17 protein-coding genes and 1 pseudogene are annotated in these 13176 nt (G+C 67.5%); 4 read left to right on the plus strand and 14 right to left on the minus strand.

Annotated features, from left to right (window positions below; all coding sequences use genetic code 11):
- Positions 1-13 precede the first annotated feature (13 nt).
- From PV419_RS26650 to PV419_RS26685, 8 genes and pseudogenes are all read right to left on the minus strand, one after another.
- A complete protein-coding gene (locus PV419_RS26650) occupies positions 14-679 on the minus strand; it encodes an HAD-IA family hydrolase (RefSeq protein WP_319693276.1) in 666 nt (221 codons plus the stop codon).
- Positions 680-733: 54 nt separating this feature from the next.
- The gene (locus tag PV419_RS26655; protein WP_319693277.1) at positions 734-889 is read right to left on the minus strand and encodes a hypothetical protein; all 156 of its coding nucleotides are present in this window, start codon (positions 887-889) and stop codon (positions 734-736) included.
- Positions 882-1121, minus strand: a complete 240-nt coding sequence (locus PV419_RS26660; RefSeq protein WP_319693278.1) for a hypothetical protein — start codon at positions 1119-1121, stop codon at positions 882-884. The genes PV419_RS26655 and PV419_RS26660 overlap by 8 nt, the downstream gene beginning before the upstream one ends.
- Positions 1105-1293 (minus strand): hypothetical protein, encoded by a 189-nt coding sequence (locus PV419_RS26665; RefSeq protein WP_319693280.1) that lies wholly within the window; start codon positions 1291-1293, stop codon positions 1105-1107. The genes PV419_RS26660 and PV419_RS26665 overlap by 17 nt, the downstream gene beginning before the upstream one ends.
- A 291-nt stretch (positions 1294-1584) precedes the next feature.
- Positions 1585-1965 (minus strand): VOC family protein, encoded by a 381-nt coding sequence (locus PV419_RS26670; RefSeq protein WP_319693553.1) that lies wholly within the window; start codon positions 1963-1965, stop codon positions 1585-1587.
- Between the two features lie 105 nt (positions 1966-2070).
- Positions 2071-3599: pseudogene (locus tag PV419_RS26675) on the minus strand (ISKra4 family transposase); the annotation flags it as partial.
- Between the two features lie 70 nt (positions 3600-3669).
- Positions 3670-4212 (minus strand): hypothetical protein, encoded by a 543-nt coding sequence (locus PV419_RS26680; RefSeq protein ID WP_319693281.1) that lies wholly within the window; start codon positions 4210-4212, stop codon positions 3670-3672.
- A gap of 122 nt (positions 4213-4334) precedes the next feature.
- On the minus strand, positions 4335-4541 hold the full coding sequence (locus PV419_RS26685) for a hypothetical protein (RefSeq protein ID WP_415925388.1): 207 nt from the start codon (positions 4539-4541) through the stop codon (positions 4335-4337).
- Positions 4542-4676: 135 nt separating this feature from the next.
- Here PV419_RS26685 and PV419_RS26690 point away from each other — a divergent pair, with 135 nt between their 5' ends.
- Positions 4677-5378: a 2-phosphosulfolactate phosphatase gene (locus tag PV419_RS26690; protein WP_319693283.1), complete on the plus strand. Its 702-nt coding sequence runs from the start codon at positions 4677-4679 to the stop codon at positions 5376-5378.
- A 59-nt stretch (positions 5379-5437) separates the two neighbouring features.
- On the opposite strand, the gene PV419_RS26695 is transcribed toward PV419_RS26690, so the two are convergent.
- The 6 genes from PV419_RS26695 to PV419_RS53380 form a co-directional block, all read right to left on the minus strand.
- Positions 5438-5788 carry a hypothetical protein gene (locus tag PV419_RS26695; RefSeq protein ID WP_319693285.1) on the minus strand — a complete coding sequence of 117 codons (351 nt, stop codon included), beginning with the start codon at positions 5786-5788 and terminating at the stop codon, positions 5438-5440.
- Positions 5785-5994: a hypothetical protein gene (locus PV419_RS26700; RefSeq protein ID WP_319693286.1), complete on the minus strand. Its 210-nt coding sequence runs from the start codon at positions 5992-5994 to the stop codon at positions 5785-5787. Before PV419_RS26700 ends, PV419_RS26695 begins: the two co-directional genes overlap by 4 nt.
- Positions 5995-5999: 5 nt before the next feature.
- Positions 6000-6299: a hypothetical protein gene (locus PV419_RS26705; RefSeq protein WP_319693288.1), complete on the minus strand. Its 300-nt coding sequence runs from the start codon at positions 6297-6299 to the stop codon at positions 6000-6002.
- A 691-nt stretch (positions 6300-6990) separates the two neighbouring features.
- Complete coding sequence (locus PV419_RS26710; protein WP_319693290.1) at positions 6991-7170, minus strand: hypothetical protein; 180 nt, start codon at positions 7168-7170, stop codon at positions 6991-6993.
- A 534-nt stretch (positions 7171-7704) separates the two neighbouring features.
- Positions 7705-8982, minus strand: a complete 1278-nt coding sequence (locus PV419_RS26715; RefSeq protein WP_319693291.1) for a hypothetical protein — start codon at positions 8980-8982, stop codon at positions 7705-7707.
- Positions 8983-9756: 774 nt separating this feature from the next.
- Positions 9757-10071, minus strand: coding sequence for an NAD(P)-dependent oxidoreductase (locus tag PV419_RS53380; RefSeq protein ID WP_415925389.1), 315 nt, complete (start codon positions 10069-10071; stop codon positions 9757-9759).
- A 1257-nt stretch (positions 10072-11328) separates the two neighbouring features.
- Between PV419_RS53380 and PV419_RS26720 the strand changes: the two genes are divergently transcribed.
- Genes PV419_RS26720 through PV419_RS26730 form a run of 3 tightly spaced genes read left to right on the plus strand, consistent with a single transcriptional unit; the run spans position 11329 to position 13156 of the window.
- On the plus strand, positions 11329-12213 hold the full coding sequence (locus tag PV419_RS26720) for a TauD/TfdA dioxygenase family protein (RefSeq protein ID WP_319693554.1): 885 nt from the start codon (positions 11329-11331) through the stop codon (positions 12211-12213).
- Positions 12213-12776: an FcoT family thioesterase gene (locus PV419_RS26725; RefSeq protein WP_319693292.1), complete on the plus strand. Its 564-nt coding sequence runs from the start codon at positions 12213-12215 to the stop codon at positions 12774-12776. The genes PV419_RS26720 and PV419_RS26725 overlap by 1 nt, the downstream gene beginning before the upstream one ends.
- Positions 12773-13156 carry an acyl carrier protein gene (locus tag PV419_RS26730; RefSeq protein ID WP_319693294.1) on the plus strand — a complete coding sequence of 128 codons (384 nt, stop codon included), beginning with the start codon at positions 12773-12775 and terminating at the stop codon, positions 13154-13156. The genes PV419_RS26725 and PV419_RS26730 overlap by 4 nt, the downstream gene beginning before the upstream one ends.
- The last annotated feature ends 20 nt before the right edge of the window (positions 13157-13176 follow it).

The following is a 13176-nucleotide window of genomic DNA, read 5'->3' on the forward strand; positions in this document are numbered from 1 at the left end:
GGAGGCCCCGTCTTCATGCTCTCGCCACGGCAGGATCACCCGACCGGGAATCCGCGTTCGACCGCCACCACCCAAGATCGAAAAGACAACAGCTACTTAGATCTTCGGGCTGACGGTAGTGAAGGGCGGTCATTCCCACCTCTCGCGCTGCCACCACGTTGGCGGCGGTGTCGTCGATGAAGAGGCAGCGGTCTGCTGCGGCGCCGAGTCGTTCGGCGGCGATGCGGTAGACCTGCGGGTCGGGCTTGGCGACGCCGATGCGGGCGGTGTTCACGACGGTGTCAGCCAGGTCAGCGAGTCCCTGTCGTTGCAGGTCCCACTCCAGTCGGGTGGTCGCGTTGGAGACCAGAGCGACGGGCGCGACTTTGCGTGCCTGTCGAAGCAGTGCGACTACTTCTTGATCGATCACTGGAAGGAGATCCGACCAGGCCGTGACTGCGGCGAGTGCCCGCTCGCGGGATCCGCAGGTGTCGGTGAGGTCCGCCGCGACCGCGGACCGCCATTGCTCGTCGGTGATCTTTCCGGTGATGGCGGGCTGCAGGCGGCCTGGTGCGAAGGCCGCGGCTGCGAGGGCGCCGTGGGGCAGTCCGTGCGCTTGCTCAAGCGCGTCGGCAGCGGGCCAGTGCCGGACGACGCCGTCGATGTCGCACAGCACGGCGTCATAGGGCGGAAGCGGCATGGTCGATTACTCCTTGTTGGTCGTTCGGCGGCTGATCTCGGCGGCGTAGGCGGCTCAGTCGTCGGCGGCTCGCTGCCATTTGAGCATGGCGATGTTGAGGCCGAGGGTACGGGCGAGGACTACTGCGGGTAGCTCGGTGGCCAGCTGGAACAACGCGGTCGAACGGGCTTCCGCGAGCCGGATGCCGAGATTGCGGAGCCGTTCACCCATGGCCCAGGCGCTGATCGGGCGGCCGGACTGGCCGCCGGGGAAGAGCCAGGACGAGAGTCGCCAGGGCGTCTGCGAGGCGCCGTGACTTCGCGCGGCCGCCCGCGATCGCTGCGACCACGGCCCAAATGGTCTCGGTGTCCAGGTCCTTCTCGACGTCGGCAACGAGATCTGCGATCAGGCCGATCGGGTCGGCAAGAGCGCGGTCGAGCTCGTGATCATGGCCGGTCGGCACCCCGGATCCGGGCCCGCTTGGGCCGCAGCCCGCCCAGGCCCTCCGCGTCGGCGGCCGTGCCGCCGACAGCTGCCTTCTTCGGCTTCGAGGATGTCGAGCAGGGCATTAAGGATCTTTCGCGGTCGGCCATGTCTTTGCGCAGATGCCAGTGGTAGTCGAGTTTGGCGGCCATCGCTGATGGGTGCGGATCCTTTGAAGGGAAAGGCTCGTGCTGAGCTGGGCCGTAGCTATGAAGCGTCGGCGCAGGCGAGGTGGGTGCCGCAGACGGGTCAGCGGATGAGCTTGCGCCCTGCCGGGTTTCGCGCTTCAAGGACGTGTGGAAACTCTCGCAGGCCCCGTCCGCGCAGCTGCCGACCGCGCCCATCGACTGGGCGCCCCCGAGCGGGGTGCAGAGGTCGGTGAACGGGCGGGGCGTCAATTGTGGCCCGCTGCGGAATGAAGACTGCTTCCCCTCACTGCATCGTCATGGCCAAACGTTGGCCTGTGCTCGGAAGGCTTCGGGGTCGCTCTCCACAGGCAGTACGCACATCAAATGACCGCCAGGCACTCGTAGCACGCGGCACTCCTGCCACTGCGAAACCTGCTCAGCACCCAAGGCGATCAAGCGCGTGGTTTCCCCTTCGATATCGTCGGTCTCGATATCCAGGTGGATACGGGGCGCGTCATCGACCGCTTGGACCGCCATGATCAGCCCCGGCAGAGCCTCATGGAGCGTGGTGAACTCCGGTGCCGGCGGAAACGGCCGGGCAACAACACCGAGTGCCGCTGACCAAAAGTCCGCTGCCCGGGCAGCGTCCGCTTCGGGTGTGTCGATCAGGACGGCGTATACGCGGCTTCTATGCATTGAGTCTCTTCCATCTTTACGACGACGTGCGCTGATACACATCAGGACGGCTGGGCTGTGATCCTGATGGGTCGCAGTCTGTCCGCAAGCACGCCCGCGATCAAGCGTGAGGTCGAAGCCCTGCTGGTCAGGGGCGATAGAGACGCTGGTGCTCTCGGGCGGTGTGGCAGCCCCAGTAGGGGTCGAGGTCCCCGTTGGAGACGACGGCGCGTAGTCGCAGGACGGCTTCCGCGCCGGGAAGGCCCCAGCGGGCGCCGGTCATGTCGAGGCGGTCAGCGATCAGGTGGCGGCAGGCGCCCTCGACCGCGCCGGTGGAGATCGGCCATCCGCGTGTTAGTGCCGTGTCGTAGTGGAGTTGGTCGAGGTGGCCGGTCAGGTAGCGGTGGCAGGCGTCGATGGCCTCGCGCCGGGCAGCCGACAGGTGTTCCCGCTCCGCCTGGGCGGTCATCTCGGCGGCGCGTGCGGTGTGGCCGGCGAGGATCGCGGTCAGATGGTCGGCTGCCCAGGCTTCGGCCTCGGCGGTGCCCGGTTTGTGGAATGCGTGGGCGGCGGCCCAGGCGTACTCGGCGACGTGAACGAAGTCCAGCAGGACGTGGACCGTGACGCCGCGGCGGCCGGTTTCTGCCGCGATCAGGTCGAGCTGGTGGCGGGCGCCGTCGACCAGGACGATCCACGGCCGCAGGTGCTTCGGGTCGCGGGCCTCGGCCTGGTCGAAGGCGTCGGCGATGACCTGCTCGGGCGAGCGGACGAGCGAGGCGGTGCACCACTTGTTCTCGGCCCTCGGCCCTCGGCCCCGGGCGGGCGGGGCGCTCGCCGCTGTGGCCGCCGGGCGGGTGGATCACATCGTGCGGGCGTCTGGGCGCCGGACGGGTGTCGAAGACGCAGGCCACGGTCGCCATTCGCTTCTGGTTCGGCTTCTCGCCCGGCGCGAGCCGACCGCGATGGCCGCCAGCTGTCCTGGCGGCGGCCCGGCGGGTGGCCTCGCGCAGAGCCTGCGGGCGCATGACCACGCCCTTGCCGTCCACCTGGACCACCAGCGGCATCTCGCGGCTGCACGGGACCGGGATCTGGGTTCGGCCGAAGCCGTCGACGTCGACCGCGGCGGCGACCACGAGCTCTTCGAGACGTCGCTTGCCGAGCACTTTCCCGCAGCGGCGCTCGACCGCCTGGTGGGCCTGGTCGAACGAGCCGCGGACGGCTTCGGCGACCGCGAGCCGTCGTAAGCCCGTCGAGTGCCGGCCCGCCGGCAGCGACAGCACAGCGTCGGCAGGGTGGACGTTGCCCACGTCCCGGCCACGGTGGGCGACCCGGGTGACGCGGACCATCCCGAACACGGTGGCCAGCCAGCGCGAGTGCCCCGTCTCGCGCCAGGGCCGAACTCGGCCTTCCGGCCCGACCACAACCGGGCCGCCAACGGAACGAACGTGTTCCTCATCCGGTGTCGCGCGCAGGTCGAGGTGGTCCTGCAGCAGCAGCCGAAGCAGTTCCCGTCCGGCCGATTCGAGGTGTTCCTCAGCCTCGGCGTGGGTCCAAGCACGCGCCTGGCCGTTTGACAGCATGGCGGTCAGCGTCTCGAAGGCGCTGAGGGAGCGGGCAAAGGGGTCAGTGGTGGCATGGGTGTCGTACGGTGTCATCTCCAGGGCTTTTCCCGTCCAGCATCGATTGGGTCACACCTTCGAATGTAGGCGCGGAAGAGCCCTGCTGTTAACGGGAGTTGGACGAAACGCCACCCCGGCGGCGGGCCAAGGTGAAAAGGCCGGGAACATCCTCGTCCAGCCAGCCACGCTCCACCAGCCGCTTCAACTTCGACCGCCTGCACTCGATCTTCCCGGTCTCGGCCGGCAGACCGATCCTCGGCACGATCTGCTTGGCGCGGACCGGCCCCGGCGCGTCCGCCACCACCTCGACAATGTCCCTACACACGCGCGGCAGGACCTCCGGTCCCATCCCCGGCTGCCAGTTCGGCACGGCCAGCACCCCGATGACCTGCCGCTCGGCCCCCGCATAAGCCGACGCCACCGGCGCACTCGTAGCTGGCTGCCTGGCATCGCCCCCCATAGCCGCCTTCTCCGGGGTCATCTCCGCGAGGACCTCGGCGACCGTCTCCCGCGCGATCCGCAACCGCTCCAGACTCTCCCGGGCCAGTCCCAGCTTCCCGGACAGCTCGGCGACCTCGGCTTCCAGCTCCTCCACCCGAACCCGGGCAGCTGCTTCGCGTGCTGCCAACTCCTCGAACAGCGAGTTCATCCGCCACTCCTCCTCCACCACCACGGTAAAGACGAGCGGACCCGAGCACAGCCCCGCTCAGCGTTCCTCCAGCTCAGCCCTTCCCTTCAGAGGAACTGCACCCATCGCTGATTCCCTCCTCATCAAGCCCCGGCGAACGCCGGGGCCAGTGCCTTGCGCAGGGAAGTGTTCATGAAGTCGTCGCTGACGTGTGTGTAGATGGCCAGGGAGCTGTCGCACTCGTGGCCGACCTGCTGCTGAAGGAAGCGCCGGTCCACCCCGTCCTCGGTGTCAGGTGCGTGACGTACGGGTGCCTTGTGCCCGCAGAGACCGTGTGCGGATGACCCCATGTGGCGATTGAGCAGGCTGTCGTTGCGTACTGCTTTCGCCACGCAGGCGGCCGGAGGTGTTACATTCCGAGACCGTCGATGTGATGCGCATCACTGCCTGGGGGCTTTGGGTCGGGCATGCGCGATCATGACCGGATGGACTCTCGTTTCCTTGGCATCGCTGAGCTGGTCGAAGCCCCGTCCGTGGCGGTCGTAATCGACGTCATGCGTGCTTTCACGGTGGCTGCCTGGGCCTTTGCCCAGGGGGCGGAAAAGATCGTTCTTGCTGAGTCGCTGGACGAAGCCCTGGCGCTCAAGGCTCACCACCCGGATTGGGTGGCGCTCAAAGACGGTCCGCTCGCGCCCGGGTTCGACACCGTCAACTCGCCGGGCCTGCTGCGGTCTATTGACCTTGGCGGACGGACCGTTGTGCAGAAAACCACGGCAGGGACGGTCGGCGCCCTTGCGGTCAAGGAGGCGTCGCTGGTGCTGTGCGCCAGCTTCGTGGTGGCGGAGGCAACAGCTCGGCTCTTGCGGACACGCGAGTGTGACAGTGTCGCGTTCGTGGTCACTGGCGAAGATGGGCACGCCGATGAGGATCTGGCGTGCGCTCAATACATCGCTCGGAGGGCCACCGAGGCTGGGACGGATGCAGCTGAGTTCCTCCGTCGCGCCGGCGAGTCGCGCGCCGCCGCCGAGCTGGCGGAGGGTGTGCGTCAAGGAGTCCATCCTGATGACGTCGCACTCTGTCTTGAGCTCGACCGGTTCCCCTTTGCCATGGTGGCGACCTTGGAAGACTCGCTCATGGTCCTCCGTCCGTGCGCCGTGCCTTCACTGACCGACGAGGCTTCGATCTGATCGCTGGTGAGGTCCGACTCCCCCCATGCGAGAGCCCGCATCCGGTTGGGTATGCGGCATCAGCTGCGTGTCCCGATGCGGAAGCCCGTGAGCTCGTCGATCGTCCGCTCCGACTGGGCCAGCCGCTCGTTGGGCTTGGCGTTCCGCGCTTTGAGGCGGGTGATTTGGGCTTCGCGGAGGTCGGGGACGTCTCCGCCCTGCTGCAGGGCCTGGAGATGTCGCTCGAATTCGGCGCGGAGGTGTGCGTAGGCGCGGGTGCCGTAGAAGGCAGTGCGGTCGACGGCCGCTTCGCGGGCGGGGGTCTTGACGTCGCACTTTCCGCCGGGTGGGATCTCGCCGCGCAGGAGGCGGTCCATGGCGGCCCGGATGCGGTTCTCGTTTTCGGTCCGCTGAGCTTGGGAGATTGTCATGCGGATTCCTCAGAGGTGGTGGCGGCGGCGATCTGGGCGATGGCGCGGAGGGCCCGGTCGTAGTCGGCCTGTAGCCGGGTGCGTTCGGTCTTGCGGGTGGTGCCGAGCTGGCCGAGGAAGATCTTGGTGCGTTCGGCGTGTTCGGCCGAGGCGGGCCGGTGACAGGGGTGGTGGGTGGCCTGCGGGCAATGGGCGGAGTCACACATCCCGGTCAGGGGCGATCCGCCGTCGGGGTGCCGGCCAGTCTGAGGCAGAGCGCCCGGGACGGGTCGGTGAACCAGCAGTAGTTCGCCAGGCCGAGGTGGAGGACCTTGGCGCGTTTGGTCAGCAGGTTGAGCACGTCGCGGTCGCTGGGCTGTGTCCTGGGCGCCGTTGCTGCTGCCGGATCGAGCTTCTCGTCGATGCTGGTGAAGAACTCGGTGGGCTTGGGGCTCCGGGGCCGGCCGGGGAGGATGCCCTGCCGGTAGTTTCGGAACTCTTCCAGCCGGGACGATGCCGCCGTGGATGTCAAACAGCAGCCGGTAGGCGATCAGCACGTCCACGTGCGGGAACGCGATCCGTACCGATGCTGACGGGCCCGACCCGGGCCAGCAGCCAGCGCAGATTGCCCGGCTGCCAGCCGCCTCCGAGCGGATGCCGTCCCCTGACTGCATCCTCGAGAGCCCGGCGGTGAGCGGCGTACGAATCGTCGACCAAGGTACGGCAGACCACCGTCAGCCGCTGCCATTCCTCCTCCGGATAAGGCGGCAACGGGTGGTGGTAGGGCTGGATGTTGACGTGTGCGGCCCGGCGGCAAGCTCCAGCACCCCTCACCGAGCGGGCCCCTGCCCCGGACATAGCCCTCCGACAAGCTGCGGGTCATGGCCTCCAGCCTTGGCGGACTGAACATTTAGAAGTCGGCCGGCTGCCCCCGCCGCAGATAAGCGGCCGTCCTCGATCTCGTCATGAACTCGGCCGCGGCTTCTCTCTCGGCCACCGCGCCTTCGGTCAGTCCGGCTTCCGCCCCGGCCTCGTCGTATGCCTCCCGGTAGATGGGCGTCGTGTCCAGGCGGCGGAGGTACTTTTCCGTGCATCGGTGTCCCGCACGACTCTCGCGGCCTGTCGGTAATGCCCGGTGACCAGGTATTCCAAGGTCCTCATCGAGAAAAAGTGGCGGAGCCGATGGGGTCAGGCCCGCCGCCGCTCTTCACCGCCGGCAGGCACTAATCGCCGTTCGGGGCGACCAGCCGACGCGGCGGCCGCCACCGGGTGCCCCCGGCGGTGACGGCCCGGTCCGGCTCCACGTAGTCGTGCACCGCGGCGAGGGCCTCGTAGGAGATCCAGGTGGTGCGGAACTTCTTGCCTCTGGTGATCTCGGCTGGCGCCGGGAACGGGATCGGCACCGCGGTCGGCGCGGGCGGCAGCGCGGGTTCTCCCAGGGCAGCAAGTAGGTGAGCCCCTGCAGCCGCCGCAGCCCGGTGGCCAGTGCGAGATCGCCGATCGCGGCGTTGCGGGTCATCTCCCGGCCGTGGAAGCCGGTGTCCTGCGAGCCGCCCGGAGGGAGTGCGCGCAGTCCTTTGCGGAACAGCTCGGCGAAGTCCGGCTCCAGGTACTTGATCGTCACATGCGACTTCGGAGTGCGGCGGACCGCGGGATGCTCATGCGCTGACCTCAGGTCGTCGCCACGAACCGGACCTTCAACGCCCGCGGCCCGGTGCTCGGCGTACCGGCTCGGCCCCGCCCTTATCCACTCCTTGACCGCCCGCACGTAGTTCTCCCACGAACTCGGCGCCGGCGCCCCGCTGGCGGGGAGCTCACGCAGCCACCGGTTCATCATCGCTGTCGGACGCGGCGCGGCCGGTCCGCCCTCGAAGCGCAGGTCTCGTCGACGAGCACAGGCATCCCCGCGGGGATCAACGGTCGATCTTTGTGACCTCTCAGTCCAGCAAGGCGATGACCTCCAGGAAGTCATCGTAGGCCTCGCCGTACTGTTGGGCAGCGACGAGGAACATGGAACGGTCGGTCAGGGCTCTGCCCAGCGCTTCTCGATCTCGATCCGCGCCTGCCAAGTCGGCCAGGCGGCGGGCGAGTGCCACACCTTCGTCGAGGACCGGGCGTAGCGGTTTCAGGATGAGGTGGCTGCGGTTCTCCCAGTAGAGCGCCGAACGGGTGGTCAGCCTGCGGTGTACGGCGACCAGTTCCGGGAGGTGTTCGTGCGGGTCGGTCTTGGCCGTCTCTGCCAGGGCGGCGGCCTCCTCCTCGAGGGTGGACAGGCCGCGGAAGTACGCCTGCCGGATGTCCGGCGACCAGTTGTGGAGGTCCGATCCGAACGCAGGTGCTGGTGCGCTGGGAGACGCCGCGGGCTCCGCAGACCGGCCCGACAAGGCGAGCAGGATGCTCCACCACGAGAGGAAGTTGCTCCAGCCCGTGCGCTCCCCGGTCTCACCCAACTCAGCAAGGAGGGCCAGGGCCTCCTTCCGGGCCCCTCCGGCCTCGGTGCGGCGCCCGGCTGTGTCCAGCATCCCCGCGTGATGGACCAGGTGCCACGTCAGGATGGCAAGCGAAGTGCTGCCGGTCCCGAGTTCGCCACGGCTGGCGCCCACGACTTCCGCGAAGGCCTTCAGGGCCGCGTCGTGATGTCCGGCGGCATCCAGCTCGGCCACCCACTCGACCATGGTCCATAAGGAGACACCTGCTCGGCTCTCCGGCCGCGCGGCTTGAACGATCTTCCCGCAGATCTCCGCGGCCTCCCGGTGACGTCCTTCCTCGGCCAGTACGGCCGCCAGCCGCCTGTGCCCGTACATGGGGCTCGGCACTTGCCCCTGCTCGAACCCCCACCGCCCGGTCTCGGCCATCTCCTCGCACACGGCGAAGCCCTCCGCCCGTCGGCCGGCGGAGTACAGATCGGCCTGGTAGGCGGCCAGGGCACCGACAAGCACCTGTGTCCTCTTCGGGTGGCTTGCGTGGACGCGCCGGGCGGTGGCTACCGCCTCGGCGTGCAGAGCCAGACGCATGTCCGGCCGATCCCGGAACTCTGCCGCGTACCCCTGCGAGACCAATGCGTCGGACAGCTTCGGCAGATAGGCCAGCGGGCTCACCTCCGCGAGCACCTGGTACGCCTCGATCCGTTGGCCGAGGCTCAGATACCCGGATCCGAGCAGCATCATCCGTGCCCTCAGCACAGCATCCTCGTCGACCTTTTCGGAGTAATCCATGACGGCGATTCTCAGAGCCGGAGAAGAGGACGGACAAGGCTGCTGAGCTGTGCTATCGGTCCTACGAAAAGGGCCGCTGAGCTGTCATGATGGGTATGGTTTCAGCTATCGGCGGCTCCACTGGCACGGATGCCGATGGAACAAACCTGGATCCGGACATCGTGACGCCCGGATCAGTCAGGCGTCATGGCCGGCATCTTCCGCCGATTCACGCGATCAGTACCGCAGTCCCGGCCAGCGCAACCGCCCCCGCAGGCCATTCGCGACCTCGGCGACAAGGTCGCTGCCCGCCACATCGCCCAGCGCGCCGGCGCGCCGCTCGTGGCCGGCACGCCCGAGACCTGGTGTCCGGCTCGGAGGAGGTCGTCGCCTTCGCCCAGGAGCAGGGCGTCGCTGCCCGGCAGGGCCGATTGCTGACCACGCTGCTCCCCGGTGGAAGGCGTGCCCCAGTCGTTCCCTGGAGGCCATGATTTTCTGGCGGGTGGCGTCCGAGAGACGGCCACCGCCTCTGAGCACCAGTGAGGCCGTCGCACATCGGACGCCGGTTCCCGCCCCGTAATGCGCGCGGCGAACCGGCGCCATCAAGGGCTGACGTCCGCCGGGCAGAGGGGAGGTCGTGGTCGATGGTGACGCCGCTGGCGTAGCCGCTGTACGCCGGCGTCTCACCGAGCAGTGCCGACTGTGCCATCAGAGGCAAACGTCCCATGATGGAGACCCGCGCGAGACAACAGACCGCTTGGGCTGCCGGTCGCAGCGCCGCCAAGGCCTCCTCCCCTACCAGTTCCTTGGGCGCTGGGGTGAGAGGCGCCGCACGACAAGGAAGTCCGCGGTGACCACGAGGTCGACGTCGCGAATGGTGTCGTGGTGCCGGCGGGCCGCGCCCACCACCGTTCTATGGCAGGCCTTGGCCTTCCGAGCGAGGTCACGTCCGATCGCGCCCATTCCGACCACGACCACCGTCCGTCCGGCGAATTTGCCGTGCGGGTGGCGGTCCCACCCTCGAGTCAGCGAGCGCCGGCGGTCAGGCGCCAGGCGGCGGCGTGTCACGGCTTCGGCGGCGTGTTCCGCCCATGGCGCGGTATCCCGCATGGGGACGACGGGACCGATCGTTCCTTGGCGCGCCGGGCCGGCGTGATCGGCTCCTTCGCGTCCCTGCCGGTTGCGGCGTGCAGGACCGCGGCAAACCGAGCCAGGTCCTACTCGAGGAGCGCGCCCGTCACAGGGTCGGCGCCCTTCTGCGGACCGATGACCTTGCCGTCCCACCGCATCAGAGCGGCGGGGATCGGCAGGTAGGCATCCATGTACCCCGGGAGGCGGATACGACGCGATGTCGACCGCGGTCCCGTTGGGCGATCTGTTCCTATTCTGCCTCGCGCCGAAGTGGCTGTGGCGGAGGGGCGATCGCGTACGGATTTTCCGGTTGTCCCAGTTCTCGGCGTCAGGGTCCGATAGCGGGCAGCTCTCCTGGAGGTCGACGAGTTTCGCCGTTGCGCCGTGATATCCCTATGCGCCGGGCACTTGATGATGTCGACCCTGGCGGCGACGCTCCGGCCGGGGGGCGACACGATCACCTCAGCGATGCCGTTGGTTCCCCGCGACGGGTTGCAATCGATAACCCGGCCCGTCCGCGTTCCAGAGTTGGGTGGCGTATGCCTGCGGTGCGGGGCGCCGATGCCGACACTGGTGGACACTCGGCCTCGAAGGCGTAATTGCTCGAATGCGAGGTGTAACCGCGTTCATCTGCGGGATATCGGGCATTCCCGCTTCTTCGTGTCGATCCGGAACTGGCGGAATGTTATTCTCCGTTTCATCTTCATGGAGTTGATGAGCGTCGTCCCTTGCTTCCCGGCCGTCGGCCTGGGTAGCGTTGCCGGTGGTCGCTGGGGCAAGTGAATACGTGCAGGTTTCACGGGTATCGCGGACTGCGGGAATTGTCGATGGCTGTGCGGTCAGCTGACTACGGGCCAGGAGGAAAGAGGCTCCAAGAATTTCCATCGGAGCGCTCCTCGCTTGATTCATGAGCAGGGGCTGTGCACAACTGCTCCCCAGACCGCTTTCCCGAGAACGTCGCGATCACCACCGCGGGTGATCGGCCCTGAGAGCGCGTGCTTCCGCCATGCACAATGTGATCAGTGTGCTGCGGCGACAGCTACTGGCGCCGACCTATTTACAGATCTGGGTGAATGCTGCCTTCCGCTGGTTATCGCGCTGAGCGCACCGGGACTACACCGGCAGGAAAATGCCAACTTCCTTGCCCGAGCGGACACTGCGATGGAAGAATCGCCCAGCGGACCGGCGCAGGGTCCAGTCACAGGGCTCCCGATGGCCGAGGAACGGATTATTCACATGAAGATCACGCCGCAAGTCGACCAGAAAATGGGTGCTACGGTCACCGAGTTCGACGTCGAAACGCTGTCGACGTCCGATGTACGCTGCCTGAAGGATGCGATCTATCGGGAGAAGTTACTGATCCTGAAGGACCAGAACCTCAGTCCACAGCAGTTCATCGCACTCGGAAAGGCACTCGGTACGATCGAGGTCTATTACGAGCCGATGTACCACCACCCCGACCACGAAGAGATATTCGTGTCCTCCAGCACCCCGGAGTCGGCACAGCAGGTGGGGGTCCCCAGGACCGGCGCGTTCTGGCACGCTGACTACTCGTTCATGCCCAGGCCGTTCGGCATCACGATGACCTACCCACAAGTGGTCCCCAAGACAAACCGGGGAACGCACTACATCGATATGGGAAAGGTGTTCGCCGGCCTGCCCGAACAACTGCGTTCGATGGCGAGGACGACCAAGGGACTGCACAGCGCGAGGCGCTATTTCAAGATCCGGCCGTCCGATGTCTACCGCCCCATCTGTGAACTCCTGGACGAGATCGAGAAGAAGACCCCGCCGGTGATCCACCCCACAGTCTTCGTCCACCCGGCCACCGGGGAAGAGGTGCTCTATGTCAGCGAGGCCCTGACCTGCGAGCTGCACGACCGCCACGGCCGGCCGCTGGAGGACGACTCGCTGCACCGGCTGCTCGAGGCCAGTGGTCAACTCGACACGACGTTCAGCGACGAGCACATTCACACCCAGAGGTTCACCGAAGGCGACCTGCTCATCTGGGACAACCGCAGCCTCGTCCACCGCGCGTTGCACAGCCCGACACCGGAGCCCAGCACCTCGTACCGGGTGACCGTCCACGACGAGCATCCCTTTTACCGGATGGTGGCATGATGGCCGGCCCCTTCGCGCAGCCGACCGCCGGGACCGGCACGGTACACCCCGACGACCCGGCTCTGCGTGAACGGGTTCTGCGCCCCTACCGCACGAACTGCCGGTACCTCGGCCCCGTTGACGTATGCCTGGACAACGGGACCGTCACCGCCTCCGGCGCGTTCCGCATCACCGAGTCGTGCTACATCGACGACACCGGCCACTTCAACGCGGTCGAGTTCAACATCTGCTTCAACCAGATTGCCTACTACCTGATCGCCAAGTGCGTCGAGAACCGGCTGCCTCCCGTCTTCGATGCCTGGACACTCGACGACTACTGGCAGCGCCAGCTCTCCGACATTCTGATCACCCGGTACACCAGCAGGTTCCACCGCGCGATCCGGGGACAGGAGTTCCGCGGCGAGCTGAGCTTCACCGACGTCAAGCTGCGCTCCGGCGAGAATGGCAAGGCGCCGTTGGCCCTCATCGAGAGCGAGTGCCGGTTCTGGGACGAGGACGGTGGGCGGTGCACGGGCGAGATCCAGATCGCGCTGACCAACCCGCCGCAGGGTGCGCCGCGATGACCGAACCGGCGGACGCGGTGGACCTGCTGCTCTCGCTTCCCCGGGCGCGCCGCAGAAAGACGCTGGCGAACCTGGTCGAGGCCGAGGTCAGAGAAGTCCTGCTGCTCCCGGAAGACGCTGAGCTGGGCGCCGACGTCAGCTTTTTCGACCTGGGAATGACCTCGCTCCGGCTGACCGAGCTTCGCCAGCGTCTGACCCGGAGGCTCGACAGGAGGATCGAGATCGAGGCGTTGTTCGAACACCCGACGTCCCAGAGCCTGACCGATCATCTCGCGGGCACCGTGCTCTCCGATGTGTTCCCCGCCACCACACCCGCGCCGCAGAACGCTCAGGAGCTGCCGCCGATGGTCCACGAGATCCTGCGGAACCTCTACCGCTGAGGCCTGCGGAGCGGCCGTGC

The sequence above is a fragment of the Streptomyces sp. ME19-01-6 genome (genome assembly GCF_033793745.1).
Classification (GTDB): Bacteria; Actinomycetota; Actinomycetes; order Streptomycetales; family Streptomycetaceae; genus Streptomyces.